11 protein-coding genes and 1 pseudogene are annotated in these 15,006 nt (G+C 63.9%); 5 read left to right on the forward strand and 7 right to left on the reverse strand.

Annotated elements, in window-relative coordinates:
- Nucleotides 1-234: 234 nt before the first annotated feature.
- On the reverse strand, nucleotides 235-1,437 hold the full coding sequence (locus tag KUV65_RS05295; RefSeq protein WP_261331595.1) for an ROK family transcriptional regulator: 1,203 nt from the start codon (nucleotides 1,435-1,437) through the stop codon (nucleotides 235-237).
- A gap of 150 nt (nucleotides 1,438-1,587) precedes the next feature.
- Here KUV65_RS05295 and KUV65_RS05300 point away from each other — a divergent pair, with 150 nt between their 5' ends.
- The 4 genes and pseudogenes from KUV65_RS05300 (at nucleotide 1,588) to KUV65_RS05315 (ending at nucleotide 6,234) form a co-directional block, all read left to right on the forward strand.
- A complete protein-coding gene (locus KUV65_RS05300; protein WP_222188236.1) occupies nucleotides 1,588-2,619 on the forward strand; it encodes a substrate-binding domain-containing protein in 1,032 nt (343 codons plus the stop codon).
- A gap of 134 nt (nucleotides 2,620-2,753) precedes the next feature.
- Nucleotides 2,754-3,830 (forward strand): ABC transporter permease, encoded by a 1,077-nt coding sequence (locus tag KUV65_RS05305; RefSeq protein ID WP_222188238.1) that lies wholly within the window; start codon nucleotides 2,754-2,756, stop codon nucleotides 3,828-3,830.
- Nucleotides 3,806-4,603 (forward strand): ATP-binding cassette domain-containing protein, encoded by a 798-nt coding sequence (locus KUV65_RS05310; protein WP_222188240.1) that lies wholly within the window; start codon nucleotides 3,806-3,808, stop codon nucleotides 4,601-4,603. Before KUV65_RS05305 ends, KUV65_RS05310 begins: the two co-directional genes overlap by 25 nt.
- Before the next feature lie 293 nt (nucleotides 4,604-4,896).
- Nucleotides 4,897-6,234, forward strand: a pseudogene (locus tag KUV65_RS05315) (IS1182 family transposase).
- A gap of 278 nt (nucleotides 6,235-6,512) precedes the next feature.
- Here the strand turns inward: KUV65_RS05315 and KUV65_RS05320 are convergent.
- Nucleotides 6,513-8,858 (reverse strand): choice-of-anchor L domain-containing protein, encoded by a 2,346-nt coding sequence (locus KUV65_RS05320; RefSeq protein ID WP_222188242.1) that lies wholly within the window; start codon nucleotides 8,856-8,858, stop codon nucleotides 6,513-6,515.
- A gap of 356 nt (nucleotides 8,859-9,214) precedes the next feature.
- Here KUV65_RS05320 and KUV65_RS05325 point away from each other — a divergent pair, with 356 nt between their 5' ends.
- Complete coding sequence (locus KUV65_RS05325; RefSeq protein WP_222188244.1) at nucleotides 9,215-9,514, forward strand: hypothetical protein; 300 nt, start codon at nucleotides 9,215-9,217, stop codon at nucleotides 9,512-9,514.
- 54 nt (nucleotides 9,515-9,568) lie between these two features.
- Here KUV65_RS05325 and KUV65_RS05330 read toward each other — a convergent pair whose 3' ends face one another.
- The 5 genes from KUV65_RS05330 to hydA all read right to left on the reverse strand — a co-directional run bounded on the left by KUV65_RS05330 (nucleotide 9,569) and on the right by hydA (nucleotide 14,983).
- The gene (locus KUV65_RS05330; RefSeq protein ID WP_222188247.1) at nucleotides 9,569-10,570 is read right to left on the reverse strand and encodes an ABC transporter substrate-binding protein; all 1,002 of its coding nucleotides are present in this window, start codon (nucleotides 10,568-10,570) and stop codon (nucleotides 9,569-9,571) included.
- Between the two features lie 45 nt (nucleotides 10,571-10,615).
- Entirely contained in the window at nucleotides 10,616-11,503 is an 888-nt protein-coding gene (locus KUV65_RS05335) for an ABC transporter permease (RefSeq protein ID WP_222189621.1), read from the reverse strand.
- Between the two features lie 151 nt (nucleotides 11,504-11,654).
- Complete coding sequence (locus KUV65_RS05340; protein WP_222188249.1) at nucleotides 11,655-12,617, reverse strand: ABC transporter permease; 963 nt, start codon at nucleotides 12,615-12,617, stop codon at nucleotides 11,655-11,657.
- 72 nt (nucleotides 12,618-12,689) lie between these two features.
- A complete protein-coding gene (locus KUV65_RS05345) occupies nucleotides 12,690-13,484 on the reverse strand; it encodes an ABC transporter ATP-binding protein (RefSeq protein WP_222188251.1) in 795 nt (264 codons plus the stop codon).
- A gap of 35 nt (nucleotides 13,485-13,519) precedes the next feature.
- Complete coding sequence (gene hydA / locus KUV65_RS05350) at nucleotides 13,520-14,983, reverse strand: dihydropyrimidinase (protein ID WP_222188253.1); 1,464 nt, start codon at nucleotides 14,981-14,983, stop codon at nucleotides 13,520-13,522.
- Between the last annotated feature and the right edge of the window lie 23 nt (nucleotides 14,984-15,006).

A 15,006-nucleotide genomic window follows, 5' to 3' on the forward strand; every position in this document is an offset into this window, starting at 1 on the left:
ATCGTGCGCCGAGTCCGTTCAGGGCTTGAAGCTGACCTGCGGCTGCGAAGCAATCCGACGCTCCGGTCGGTCGCACCCTCAACGTGGACGGCCCATAGCTGCCGTATCGGTCCAGGAACAGGGGACGCCCGTTTCGCTACTTGGAGCCGACCTTGGATTTCGTCTGCGACTATGATTGTCGGCGGCGTGGGGCGTTTATCTTGCTCCATCAGCAAGACTTCATGGAATTCTACGCTATCGTAGGTACGCCACCAGGAAACTGGCCAGGAGCGGTTGGCTCGCCGCGCCCAGTGCGCGGGCATCCGGGCCGATGCTGCCCTCCTGGATATCGGGCATGTTGAGGCCCGTCAGGTCATGTCTTCTCAGGCAGGCATCGATGCGTTTGGTCAGGTCTCCGCGGATGTCCTCCGGCATCCATCCATCGATTTTGACCGTTGAGAAATCCAGAACGGCAAGTGCCCCGTGAACGGCATGAGCGATGGCTTCGGCAGCCTCTTCCAGCCAAGCCGTGACGATGTCGTCCGGCAGCGTCCACCGCTCAGAGGAGGCCCACAAAGCTGACGCTTCGAACCCCTGGGCCCGCAATCGCTGCTCGAGCGTTACAAGCGATGCAAGGTCAATCAATTGGCGCATCTTGCCCGTCTTGTCCGGCACCGGCATGGACCCCACCGCGCCGGCATTGCCGGTCTGCCCCCGGAACAAACGGCCGTCGAGGACGACGCCGCCGCCAATGAAAAAAGCGACGTAGAAATGCAGGAAATCCGATGGCTGTTCCGGGGTCCCGAAGACCAGTTCCGCGCTGCAGGCCGCGGTGGCATCGTTCTGCAGGAACACTGGCAATGCGAGGGCCTCGGACAGTTCCTCTTGAATATCGCGTTCTTTCCAGGGGGTCATGGCTTCGGGCGCCATGCCCAGCATGCTCGCCCATCCCCAGATCTCGAAGGGCATCGCGATGCCGAGCCCCTCGACCCGCTCACGCTCCTCGGCAGACAGGACGCCGACAAGGTCGTTGGCGGTTTCGAGTGCAAAGGCGCGGACCATCTCGTAGTCTGGGTAGTCGTACTGCCGTGCGCGACGGGCGAGGATCGTGCCCAGGAAATCGGTCAGAACCATCTCAACAGACCGGCGACCGATCTTGAGCCCGTGAAAGAAAGCGCCGCGCGGGTTCAGCGTCATCGGCACCGAGGGCTGTCCGACGCGGCCGCGTTGCGGCTCTCCGCGAAGAATGAGGAGCTCGTCCTCCAAGGCGCGCATGATGACCGACACCGTTTGGGCCGACAGGCCGGTCAAGCGGGCGATCTCGGATTTTGCAAGCGCGCCGTGGCGACGAATTAGGGTCAGGACAAGGCGTTCGTTCTGCGCACGCATGCCCGATTGGTTCGTTCCCAGTGCATCGGCATGCCCACCGGCCCGAGGTGTATCTGGCGCGTCCTTCATCGTTGTCCTCCCATTGGCATCTTGATCTTTCCAGACCATCTGTCAATTACTAAATAAGAGTGATTTAATTATTGACAGGGCCCGTGTGGCGGCGCATGGTCTTCTGGTGAAGGCGCAAGAGTCGCCGGACCATATTTCTGGGAGGAAACCATGACGAAGACCCTCAAGGCGCTCATGCTGAGCGGTGCTGCCGCTGTTGCATTCACGGGCATGGCTCAAGCCGAAGCGCACGGCGACGTGACCGCTTGCCTGATCACCAAAACCGACACCAACCCCTTTTTCGTGAAGATGCGCGAAGGCGCGACCGAGGCCGCCGAAGCGGCAGGGATCACGCTGCAGACCTATGCCGGCGCCATCGATGGCGACGTCGAAAGCCAGGTCGCCGCGGTCGAGACCTGCATCGCGGCCGGTGCCTCGGGTATCCTGATCACGCCTTCCGACAGCCGCGCCCTTGAGCCGGTCATCACCCAAGCACGCGAAGCGGGTCTTCTGGTCATCGCGCTCGACACCCCGTTCGAGCCCGCGGACACGGCAGACGCGACCTTTGCCACCGACAACTTCGAAGCAGGCCGTCTGATTGGCGCATGGGCCGCGGCGACCCTCGGCGATGAGGCCGAGAACGCGCTGATCGCAACGCTCGACCTGAACGCCTCCGAGGTTTCGGTCGACTACCTGCGCAACCAGGGCTTCCTGACCGGTTTCGGAATCGAGGTGAACGATCCGACCGATATCGGTGACGAGGACGATCCGCGCATCGTCGGTAGCGACGTGACCAACGGCAATGCCGAAGGCGGTCGTACCGCCATGGAAAATCTGCTGCAGATCAACTCGGGCATCAATGTCGTCTACACGATCAATGAACCCGCAGCGGCCGGTGCCTATGAAGCGCTCAACGCTTTCGGCCTTGCCGACCAGGCGCTCATCGTCTCGGTCGACGGCGGATGCCCGGGCGTCCGCGACGTGGCCTCCGGCGTGATCGGGGCGACGTCTATGCAATTCCCGCTGCGCATGGCGTCGCTGGGAATCGAGGCTATCATCGCACATGCGACCGACGGCACCATGCCGGAGAACACCGAAGGCCTCGACTTTTTCAACACCGGCGTAATGCTGGTGACCGACCAGCCGGTTGAGGGGGTGGAGTCGATCACCTCGGAAGAAGCTCTGGAACTCTGCTGGGGCTGAGCCCTCGCTGAATCCAGGCGGCATGTGGCGCATATGGCGCTGCATGCCGCCCCACCCAACCCAATCCCCATCGCAATGGTCGGCCTTGCCCTGCGTGGCAAAGCCATGGCACCTTTTCGGACGGAGACCACGACATGTCGGAAAGTCCAACCCCCGGCGGCCAGGAATATGAAGCGAGTCTGAAGGACAGCGCCTCTGCTGTCGCGGAATTCGAACACGCGCCGCGCGGCATGATCGGAACCATTCAGCACGTTCTACATGGGAACCCGACCTTTGTGCCGGTCATCATCCTCGTCGCGTCCATCACTGTCTTTGGCTTCATCGCGGGCGAACGTTTCTTCTCGCCGTTCAACCTGTCGCTCATCATGCAACAGGTCTCGATCATCGGCATCCTCGCCGCAGCGCAGACCCTGATCATCCTGACCGCGGGCATCGACCTCTCGGTCGCTGCGATCATGGTCCTGATGAGCGTGATCTCGGGCAAGCTCGCGGTCGAGTTCGGCGTGCCTGCCCCCATTGCCATTGTGATCTCCTTCATCGGCGGCATCGCCGCAGGCTACCTGAATGGCTGGCTCGTCACGAAGATCAAGCTGCCACCCTTCATCGCCACGTTGGGCACCTGGAACGTCTTCTTCGCGCTCAACCTCTACCTGTCTGGGGCGCAGTCGATCCGCGGGGCCGACATCGACACGACGGCACCGCTACTGAAATTTTTCGGTCAGAGCATCGCGATAGGCTCGGCACGGCTGACCTATGGCACGCTCTTGATGATCGCGGTCTTCGTCGCGCTCTGGTACGTGCTGAACAAGACTGCGTGGGGCCGGCACGTCTACATGATCGGCGATGACAAGGAATCTGCCGAGCTCGCGGGCATCCGAACCGACCGCACGCTGCGACAGGTCTACATGCTGGCCGGCTTCATCTGCGCGCTGGCAGCCTGGGCCTCGATCGGGCGGGTCGGATCGATCTCGCCGCAAAGTTTCTACGAGGGGAATCTCGAAAGCATCACCGCCGTGGTGATCGGTGGCATCTCGCTTTTTGGCGGGCGAGGCTCGATCATGGGCGCCCTTTTCGGGGCGCTTATCGTGGGCGTCTTCCAGTCTGGCCTCAGGCTGGCCGGGGTCGATGTCCTCTGGCAGGTCTTCGCCATCGGCTGGCTCATCATCATCGCGGTCGCCATCGACCAATGGATCAGAAAGGTGTCGGCATGACGGAACCTCTTCTCAAGGCGCGCGGGCTGGTCAAGCGCTACGGCCGCGTCACCGCCCTCGACCATGCCGATTTCGATCTCATGCCGGGCGAGATCCTGGCGGTGATCGGCGACAACGGCGCAGGCAAGTCCTCGCTTATCAAGGCGATCTCGGGCGCAACCGTGCCCGACGAAGGAACAATCACGCTGGAAGGGCGCGAGGTCAGCTATGCCTCGCCGTTGCAGGCGCGCGAAGCGGGAATCGAATGCGTCTACCAGACCCTCGCCCTCAGCCCCGCGTTGTCGATCACCGACAACATGTTCTGCGGCCGCGAACTGCGCAAACCCGGTGTCATGGGCAAATGGTTCGGCATGCTGGACCAAAAAGCGATGGAGAAATTCGCCCGCGAGAAATTATCCGAGCTCGGGCTGATGACAATTCAGAACATCAACCAGGCGGTCGAGACGCTCTCGGGTGGCCAGCGTCAGGGCGTTGCCGTGGCCCGCGCCGCGGCCTTCGGTTCCAAGGTCATTGTCCTCGACGAACCCACGGCCGCCCTCGGCGTCAAGGAAAGCCGCAAGGTGCTGGACCTGATCCAGGATGTGCGGTCGCGCGGCACGCCGGTCGTGCTCATCAGCCACAACATGCCCCATGTCTTCGAAGTGGCTGACCGCATCCATATTCACCGCCTTGGGCGACGGCTCTGCGTGGTCGATCCGAAATCCATCAGCATGTCAGACGCAGTGGCGTTGATGACTGGCGCGATGCAGCCCGAACAGGTGTCTGCGGCGTGATGGCATTTCAAGGCATCAAATGCTGCTGATCGCCTTGGACACTCAAGTGGACAAGGCGGTTGAGCAGCCGTTGCCTTGATTGAAGTGGCTCGAACTGCCGGGCAACACTGCCTGTGCCGAAAAGCCGACCTTGGCAGAGCTCGCAGCGAATGGCCGCTCTCCGCCCATGCTGTTGAAAAAGTCTTTGTTGCAGTGCGGCAAGTCCCTTGATTCACTCGATTATGAGCGGATTGGAGGATTTCGTCATGATGGGCACCCAAACGGCATCGGCGCAATTGTTCTAAGACTTCGATCTGGAGCGTCATGTCCCGTCCGATCACATGTTTCGCGCGATCGACCGGTTCCTCGATTTGGATGGGATGCGGGAAGCCCTTCGCCCCTTCTACAGCCACCTCGGGCGTCCTTCGATCGATCCGGAACTGATCATCCGGATGCTGGTCATCGGTTACGTCATGGGCATCCGGTCGGAACGTCGCCTCTGCGACGAGGTTCATCTGAACCTCGCCTATCGCTTGTTCTGTCGGCTGGGCCGGGAGGGGAAGGTCCCGGATCACTCGACCTTCTCGCGCTATCGCCATGGCAAGTTGCGCGACAGCAATCTGCTGCGACAGGTCTTCTAGGCCACGGTCGAGCGGTGCCTGAGGGAGGATTTGGTATCCGGCGAGGGTTTTGCCGTGGACGCCAGCCTGATCGCCGCTGACGCCAACAAGGGCCGATCAATCGCAGCCGAGGACTGGAGCCCTGAGGTCGCGCGCGAGGCTGGCAACCGCACGGCGCGGGAGTACCTGGAGACACTCGACGATGCCGCTTTCGGTGCCGCATCCCCGGTCCAGCCGAAGTTCGTGGCCAAGTCCGACCCGGCGGCGCAATGGGCCCGCGCCGAGGAGAGCTGCCCCTATTTTGCCTATGCCACCAACTACCTGATCGACTGAAAAAGCTCGGTGATTATGGATGTCGAAGCCACGAGAGCGATCCGTCAGGCATAGGTCGGGTCCTCGCGGACCATGCTCGACAGGACGGAGAAGCGGTTCGGCAGTCGACCGGAATGGCTGGCGGCCGACACGGCATATGGCAACGCCGAGAACCTTGGATGGCTGGTTAAGCAGCGCAGCATCGTCCCCTTCATTCCGGTGATCGACAAGTCGGAGCGGACCGATGGCACCTGGTCCAGACCCGACTTCGAATGGGACGAGGCGAATGATCAATACATCTGCCCCGAAGGACACGCCCTCAAGCAATATCGCCGGAACTACTCCGATGCGAACCGGGGTCAGGACACCGGCGGGCGGAAGAAATATCGTGCCTTGAAGGCGACATGTCAGGCCTGTCCATCCAAGGACATCTGCTGCCCGAAAGCGGAGGCCCGATACGTCACCCGTGAACCCAACGAGGAAGCACGCGAGTTCGCCCGCGCAGGCCGCACGACAAAGGCCTCCAAGGTATCCCGAGACAAGCGGAAGAAGGTGGAGATGCTCTTCGCCCACCTCAAGCGCATCCTCGGCCTGAATCGGCTACACCTGCGCGGCCCCAATGGTGCGAAAGACGAATGCCTCCTCGCCGCCATCGCCCAGAACCTCCAAAAACTCGCGAAGCTGCGGCCTCAGTGCGCCAAACCGGCGGCGACGGCATGAGCTGAGCGACCAGATAAACGCCTCCAGGCGGCGCGACGGGCGATTGCCCGAACCTAACGGCGACACCCAAGCCTGAGGGTAGCCAAAAACGCGTTCTTGGGCGGACTTTTCCAACAGCATCCGCCCCTCGCCAAGAATACTGCGCAGGACAGCAAGGTCCGTGAAGGGCTCCAAACGGACATTACCCTCCTTCGCCTCCGCGCTCATCTGCACACCGAATCCAAAAGGGGCACCCGATCCGCGCGGCCCTTTTTCAGCCCCCCGGGGGGGGGCAGCCCTTACGCCGCCTCCATCAGATCCTTCAGATGCGGGGGCAGTGTCCCGTTCCGCGAATACTCGCGGGCCGCTTCGCCCAGCACCTTGTCGACATTCACGCCGGTCAACTCGGGGAACAGGCGGTGCAATTCCTCCAGCGCCGCGTGGTCCAGGCTGCCATAGCCCATCGGGCCGGGATAGAAGCTTTCGCTCGGGATGCCGTTCGACCAGATCACCTCGTGGCGGTCGAACAGGATGTGGTAGTAGGTCACCGACCGTGCCCCGTTTTTCACCCGCGCCGCGCCGCCCGGCATGCGCGCCAGGTGCGTCGCGCGGTAGAGCACCTCTCCGCCCGGCTGGTCGCGCGGTGTCAGCAACACGCCGTGCTGCGGCGACACGATCAACGCGCGTTCCAGCCCGAAATGGCCCGCCTGCAACTGGATCGGCCGGAGCCATGGCGAAGCCGCAAGCTCCGCTGGCCCCAGCCGCTTGCACCCGACCCAGAGGATCGGCTTGAGCCCGTTGTCGCGGGTCTGGACCAGATCGCCGGGTCCGAGCCGTTCGATGGGCACCTCGCCCGAGGGCGTCGCGATCATGGTCCCTTCGGCGAAACAGACCACGCCGGTGTTTTCCTCCGTGAAAAAGGTCTCGTCTGCCGCGCCGCCCTGAAAGACGATCCCCTCGCCCGAGCCGAACTGCGTGTTGTCCGAGTAATCGACCGTGTTGCCGCGGGTATCGGTGGTGTTGGACTGGTTCAGGATGCCGTCATCGGCATAATCGGCATAAAGCTCCGAGATATGGTCGTAATGGCCGGACAGGTCGATCGCGTCGTTATTGGTGGCGTCGCCATCATCGATCGCACCGGCGGTCGTGTCGTTGAAATCGGTGATCGTGTCGAGGCCACCGGAATAGGCGAAGGTGTCGTTGCCCTCCCCGCCGGTCAGCTGGTCGTTCCCGACACCGCCATCGAGGCTGTCATCGTCCAGGCCGCCGTCGAGCACGTCATTGCCGCCCTCGCCCGACAGGGTGTCGCCGCCCGCGCCCCCAGTGATCGAGTCGTCATCGGCCCCGCCCAGGATCGTGTCGCTGCCGGTGCCGCCATCGACGCTGTCTGCCCCGGCTCCGGCATCCACGCTGTCGTCACCGCTGCCGGCAAAGACGATGTCATCGCCCGCCCCGGCCAGCACCGTATCGTCGCCGCCCCAGGCCTGGATCACGTCACCATCGCCCGTCGTGCCCAGAACGCCGGTCGCATCGCCCGCGTCGACCATGTCGCCATCGGGGTCACCGGTGTAGGCCGTGTCGATCACCTCTCCGGCGGTGGTGCCATCGACGATCCCGTCCAGGGCCGGCGCGGCCTCGGTATTCAGCGTCAGGTAGCCGACATCCGTCGTGCCCTCGCCATTCTCGATCGTGTAGGTGATCAGCGTCGTGCCGACATCGCCGTCGGTCTGGATGGTCAGCGTACCATCCGCGTTCAGCGTGATGACCTCGCCGGTGGCCAGCGTCACGCTGCCGCCCACCGAGATCGCCTCACCATTGACCTCGGTGATGGTCAGGCCCTGGCCCAGATCGTCCACGTCATTGGCCAGCACGTCGACGACGCGCGCGGCATTGACCGGAAAGGTCACCTCGTCATCGAAGGCCAGCGCGACGGTCTGGATGCTGTCGGCCGCGAAGAGGACATTGGTGTCAAAGGCCCCGTCGCCCTCGTCGGCGAGCGCGATCTTGATCGTGTTTTCCTCGCCCGCATTGACCGGCGCCTTGAAGGAGAGGTCGACCGTGAACCCGTCCATCTCGGTGTTGTAGGGATCGGTCGTGTCGGGATTGTCGATGTAGAGGTTCGCATTCGAGGCGTCGTTGACCGTGTCGATCGAAACCTCGTCGCCCAAGGGCGTCACCGCGATGTACTCGCCATTCACCCAGACGCCCAGCGTGTCGCTGAACCCCGAATTCACGTATTCCAGGTATTCCTCGGACGAGAAGGTGAACTGCATCGTGATGTAGTCACCATCGGGCACGAACACCGCCTCGAACACGACCGCGTCGAAGGTCGAGGTGCCGGTAATGGCCCCGATATCCGCATCCCCCGCCCCGCCATGGTTGGTGGATGTCCCGGCCGCGGTGTTCGTGTCCGTCGACCCGTCGGAATTGGTGAAATCCGTGACATTCCCGGTCGAGAAGATGACGCCGGAATCCCCGGCCGCCACGCCGGGCGAGGTCGTGTCAGCATTGCTGTACAGCCCCGTCTGGCCCGTGGCCCCGCTCAGCGTGGCCGATTGAACGGTGATCCCGTCGCCGAAAAGCTGGTTGGCAACGGTCGTCGCGTCGGTGGTGACGGTGACATCGAGTTCCTCGGCGGTGGCCATTCTGAAATCCTGCGCGCGTTCATCCATACAAGGGACAACGCATGCCAGACGGCCCATCAGAGATGGGGGGCCAGGGTCTGCCTGCACGTTGCCTCGATCATGCGCTACCGGGCCAAGGTGCCGCGAGTGCGGCCAGAACGTGGCATTTTGTGCGAACTCTGGGCCGGAACGGGGGCACCGGACGGAGCGAGGCGCGCCCGGGCCGCATCAAGCTCGGATTTTAACCATCTCGGGACAGAACGGTGCCGGCTGTGCTAAACGGCTCTCGGGTCGGGGCATCACCATGCAAACCAAGGGTGATCGTGATGCTGACCATGCCTTTTCCCCCTGTCACCACAGGTTGCGCGGCCCCGGTCATGGGCCCTACGTCCCCCAACACACCCGCGCCCGGAACGCCCACGGAAACCGGCCGGCAAGCCGTCACGCCGGCATCCGATGCGACGCAGGCCGACATGCGGCAGGCACCAAACCGGGGCAGCGAGGTCGAACCGCTGGACCCACCCGCCGATCCGCCGCCGGTGAAGGGCCTTGGCATTCCGCCGCTCGACGTGACGCGGGTGGGCGATTCCGACAGCCCCGACGCCAGGCCACGAACGCCGGCCGAGGCGCTGTTCGCCGCCCGTCTCGACGGTGCGCCAAAACGCGACGGCGCATGAAAAAGCGGCCCCGCACAGATGCGGGGCCGCCTCTTGTTCAACCGTTCAGCAGGATTATTCGCCCAGCGCCATATCGGTCACGGCATGGGTGAACGCCCCCTCGGGCGCCTCGGAGATCACCGGGTCCGAGCCGCCGGCCAGCAGCGTGTCGACCGTGCGCTGGTAGGCTTCCTCGTCCAGCGTGCCGTCACCGCCTTCGACCAGCAGGGCGATCTCGCCCATCATGCGCAGCTGGTGCTCTTCGGTCTGGGCTCCGGTCTCGTCATAGTCGAGCACGATCATCGCCGCCTCGTCGGGGTTTTCCACCGCCCAGGTCCAGCCGCGCATCGAGGCGCGCACGAAACGCGACATGCGCTCGACGAATTCCGGATCTTCGAGGTTCTCTTCCAGCGTCCAGATCCCGTCTTCCAGCGTGGCGACGCCGTAATCTTCATACTTGAAGGTCACCAGTTCCTCGGGCGTGATGCCCGCGTCGATGATCTGCCAGTACTCGTTATAGGTCATGGTCGAGATGCAGTCGGCCTGACGCTGCAACAGCGGATCGACGTTGAAGCCCGCCTGCAACAGCGTCACTCCGCCCTCGGAGCCGTCGGTCGGAATACCAAGCTGGCTCATCCAGGACAGGAACGGGTACTCGTTGCCGAAGAACCAATGCGCCACCGTATGACCGGCCAGGTCGGCGGGCTCGCTGATGCCCACATCCGCCCAGCAGGTCAGCATCAGGCCCGAGCGCACGAAGGGCTGGGCGATGTTGACCACCGGCAGGCCGCGTTCGCGCGCGGCCAGGGCCGACGGCATCCAGTTCAGCATGACGTCGGCCGCCCCACCGGCCAGCACCTGCGGCGGGGCAATGTCGGGGCCGCCCGGCATGATGTTCACGTCGAGGCCTTCTTCCTCGTAATAGCCGTTTTCCAGCGCCACGTAGTAGCCGGCGAACTGCGCCTGCGTGACCCACTGAAGCTGCAGGTTCACGGTATCCATCCCGCCATGGGCCTCGGCCCAGGCTCCGGTGGTGGTCATGGCAAGGGCCGCGGCCCCCATCATCGTCTTTTTCATGGTCTTCCCTCCTGTTGGGCTCTCTTGGTTTGTTATGCCGTTTTATCAGCCCCGCCGTTGCGACGGATGCCAGAATGTCGTCTTGCGCTCGATCAGCGCCACCAGCCCGTAAAAGCCGGACCCCGCCAGCGCCGCGACCGCGATCTCGGCCCAGACCATATCCATGGCGAGGCGTCCGACCTCGATTTTGATGCGGAAACCCATGCCGACCGTGGGCGAGCCGAAAAATTCGGCCACGATCGCCCCGATCAGCGCAAGGGTTGTGCAGATTTTCAACCCGTTGAAGAGGAAGGGCAGCGCCGTGGGCAGGCGCAGCTTCATCAGGCTCTGGCCGTAGCTGGCCGCGTAGGTGTGCATCAGGTCGCGCTGCATCGGCTCAGAGGCCTTCAGCCCCTGCACCGCGTTGACCAGCATCGGGAAGAACACCATCGCCACCACGACCGCCGCCTTCGATTGCCAGCCGAAGCCGAACCACATCACCAGGATCGGGGCCGTGCCCACGATGGGCAGCGCCGCGATGAAATTGCCCACCGGCAACAGCCCGCGTTGCAGAAAGGGCGACCGGTCGATCAGAAGCGCCGTCAGGAAGGCCGCGCCGCAGCCGATCAGGTAGCCCGCCAGCGCACCTTTCAAGATAGTCTGCTGGAAATCGGCCCACAGGATGTCTGTATTCGCCGCGAAGGTCTCCGCGATGACCGAGGGCGCGGGCAGGATGATGGGCGAGATCTCGAACAACCGCACCGCCAGTTCCCACAGCCCCAGAAGCGTCGCACCGAAGATCACCGGCACGAGGAACCGGACGCCGCCGCCACGCGCCGTGTTCGAGATCAGCACGTTGACCAGCCAAGCCCCGATCCACAGCGCAAGGATCGCGCCCAGCCGCCAGTCGACCAGCGCGCCCAGCAGGACAAGCGCGACGCCGACCGCCGGCATCATCCCGCTTCTGACCAGGCTTTGTTGCATCGCGGCTCTCATCGACCTGCCTCCATCCGTCCGGCCAGAGCGCGTTTTCCTTGAGGAAAACGGCCAGAAAAACTCGAGTTTTTCTGCGCCGCGCGCGGCGCGGCGGGCATGCACCACCCCGTCATCGCGCAAACCCCATGCGTTTGAGGACCAGCCGTTCGATCAGCCCCAGGATGCCCACCAGGGCCGCGGCGCAGATCGCCGCCATGAACAGCGCCGACCAGATCTGGATCGTCTGGCCGTAATAGCTGCCCGTCAGCAGGCGCGCGCCAAGGCCGAACCGCGCCCCCGTGGGCAGTTCCGCCACGATCGTGCCCACCAGCGCCGCCGCGATCCCCACCTTGAGCGAGGCGAAAAGGAACGGCACCGAGGCCGGCAGGCGCAGTTTCCAGAAGGTCTCGCCGCCGCTAGCCGAATAGGTCCGAAGCAGGTCCAGATCCATCCCAGAGGGGCTGCGCAGCCCTTTCACCATGCCCACGACCACCGGGAAGAAACTCAGATAGGCCGAGATCAGCGATTTCGGCAGCAACCCCTCCAAACCGATCGAGTTCAGCACCACGATGATCATCGGCGCGATGGCAAGGATGGGGATGGTTTGCGACGCGATGGCCCAGGGCATGACGCTCAGGTCCATCGCGCGGTTATGCACGATCCCCACCGCCAGCAGGATGCCCCCCAGCGTGCCAAGCGCGAAGCCCAGCATGGTCGGCGCCAGCGTTTGCCACGCGTGGAAGAACAGGCTGCGCGGGTTCGGGCGATACTCGCCCCGGCGTTCCCGCAGGATCGGCTCGCCCATGGTCGTGTTCCACAACTCGGTCGCGACCTGCACCGGCGTTGGCAAAACCGGGCGTTCCTGGCTCAGCGTGTCGGCGATGATCTCGGAGGTCGTCATCTCCAGCCCCCGCCGCTCGATCTGGTCCAGCGTCCAGGCCCGGTTCATCATGATCGCCGCCGCGTACCACAGCGCCACGATCACCCCGACCACCACGAGGATCGGCAGGAGGGACCGACCGACCGCGCTGACGCCACGGCTCAGCAGGCCAGCGCCGCCGGGCCGGGTTGCCGGATCGACCGCCGCGCTCATGCCCGGCCCCCGCGTGTATGTACGGGCTGTGTACAGGGTGTGTACGGGGTGTGACGTGCCATGTTCGCGGCCTCAGTCGTCATAGGCATGCCCCGCGCGCAGCCCTTCGCGCACCCGGTGCGCGATCTCCAGGAACTCGGGCGTGTCGCGGATATCGAGCGGGCGCTCGGCCGGCAGCGTGCTTTCGATCACGTCGGTGATCCGCCCCGGGCGCGGCGACATCACGACGATCTTGGTCGAGAGATACACCGCCTCGGGGATCGAGTGGGTGACGAAGCCGATGGTCTTGTGCGTCCGCGCCCAAAGCTCCAGCAATTGCTCGTTCAAATGGTCGCGCACGATCTCGTCCAGTGCACCGAAGGGCTCGTCCATCAACAGCAGGTCGGCATCGAAGGCCAAGGCCCGCGCAATACTGGCGCGCTGCTGCATCCCGCCCGAAAGCTGCCACGGGTACTTCTTGCCAAACCCAGCAAGATCAACCAGTTCCAGAACGTTCTTCACGCGCCGATCCTGCTCGGCCTTGTCGAAGCCCATGATCTCAAGCGGCAGCTTGATGTTCTTCTCGATGGTCCGCCACGGGTAAAGGCCCGCCGCCTGGAACACGTAGCCGTAGGCCCGCTTCCGCCGCGCCTCGTCCGGGGTCATGCCGTTGACGGTGATGGAGCCACCCGTGGGATGCTCCAATGCCGCCACGACCCGCAGGAAGGTGGTCTTGCCACAACCCGAGGGGCCGATGAAACTGACGAAATCCCCCTTGTTGATGGTCAGGTTCACGTCCCGCAACGCCTGCACCGGACCGTCATTGGTCTGGAAGGTCAGGTCCAGGCCCTTGGCCTCGATCACGGGGGATTGAGGGGCGGTGCTCATGCTGGCAGACCCGTCGATCTCGCTTGCAACAGCCATCACACCCCGCTCGGAATATTCAGCGGATCACGCTCGATCTTGCGCGGCGTGGTCAGTTCCTTCCACTTGCTCAGCGCCTTGGACGCGCTCGCGAACGGCGCGCGCTTGACGAACTTGCCGCGGCCCGGTTGCGGCTGGCTGTTCTGCCCGTAGGCCCAGACGACATCGCCGCGTGACAGCGTGTACCGCGGCTGCGCCGTGACCTCCATGCCCTCGAAGACGTTGTAATCAATGATGGATTTCTGCGTCGCGGGCGAGATCGTCTTGCTGATCGTCGGGTCCCAGACCACCACGTCGGCATCCGCGCCGGGCACCAGGGCGCCCTTCATCGGGTAGATATTGAGGATCTTTGCGATGTTGCTGGAGGTGGCGGCGACGAATTCCTCGGGCGTCAGGCGGCCCGTCTCGACCCCCTTGGTCCAGAGCATCGCCATCCGCTCTTCCAGCCCGCCGGTGCCGTTGGGGATCTTGGTGAAATCGCCGACGCCCATCCGCTTTTGAGAGTCGTCAAAAGCCGCGTGGTCGGTGGCAACCACTTGCAACGATCCCGCCGCCAGGCCGGCCCAGAGGCTTGCCTGGTGTTCCTTGTTGCGGAAGGGCGGCGACATCACGCGGCGGGCCGCATATTGCCAATCCTTGTTGAAATACTCGCTTTCATCCAGCGTCAGGTGCTGGATCAGCGGCTCGCCATAAACGCGCATGCCCTTTTGGCGCGCGCGCCGGATCGCCTCATGCGCCTGCTCGCAGGACACGTGCACGATATAGAGCGGGGTGCCAGCGGCATCGGCGATCATGATCGCGCGGTTCGCGGCCTCGCCCTCCACCTCGGGCGGGCGGGAATAGGCGTGGCCCTCGGGGCCGGTGACCCCCTCGGCGAGGTACTTGTTCTGCAATTCCTGGACGATATCGCCATTCTCGGCATGGACCAGCGGCAGCGCGCCCAGTTCGGCGCAGCGCTTGAACGAGGCGAACATCTCGTCGTCCTCGACCATCAGCGCGCCCTTGTAGGCCATGAAATGCTTGAACGTGTTGATACCACGCTCTTTAACGACGGCTTCCATCTCGTTGAAAATGTTCTCGTTCCAGCCGGTGATGGCCATGTGGTACGAGATGTCGACGCAGATCTGGTCCTTCGACTTGCGGTCCCAGTCGTCGATCGCGTTCAGGAGCGAGCCATCGGCGCCGGGCAGACAGAAATCAACCAGCATCGTGGTGCCGCCAGCGGCCGCGGCGAAGGTGCCCGACTCGAAAGTTTCGGCGGCCGTGGTGCCCATGAAGGGCATTTCCAGGTGGGTGTGCGGGTCGATCCCGCCGGGGATGACATAGGCCTCGGAGGCGTCGATCACCTCGTCACCGCTGAGGTTCTCACCGATCTCGACGATCTTCTCGCCCTCGATCAACACGTCCGCCTTGTACTGGCGGTCGGCGGTGACGACGGTCCCGCCCTTGATCACCTTGCTCATCTCGTACTCCCCGTTTGCCCGGG

The sequence above is a fragment of the Maritalea mobilis genome, assembly GCF_019800885.1.
GTDB lineage: Bacteria > Pseudomonadota > Alphaproteobacteria > Rhodobacterales > Rhodobacteraceae > Roseibacterium > Roseibacterium beibuensis.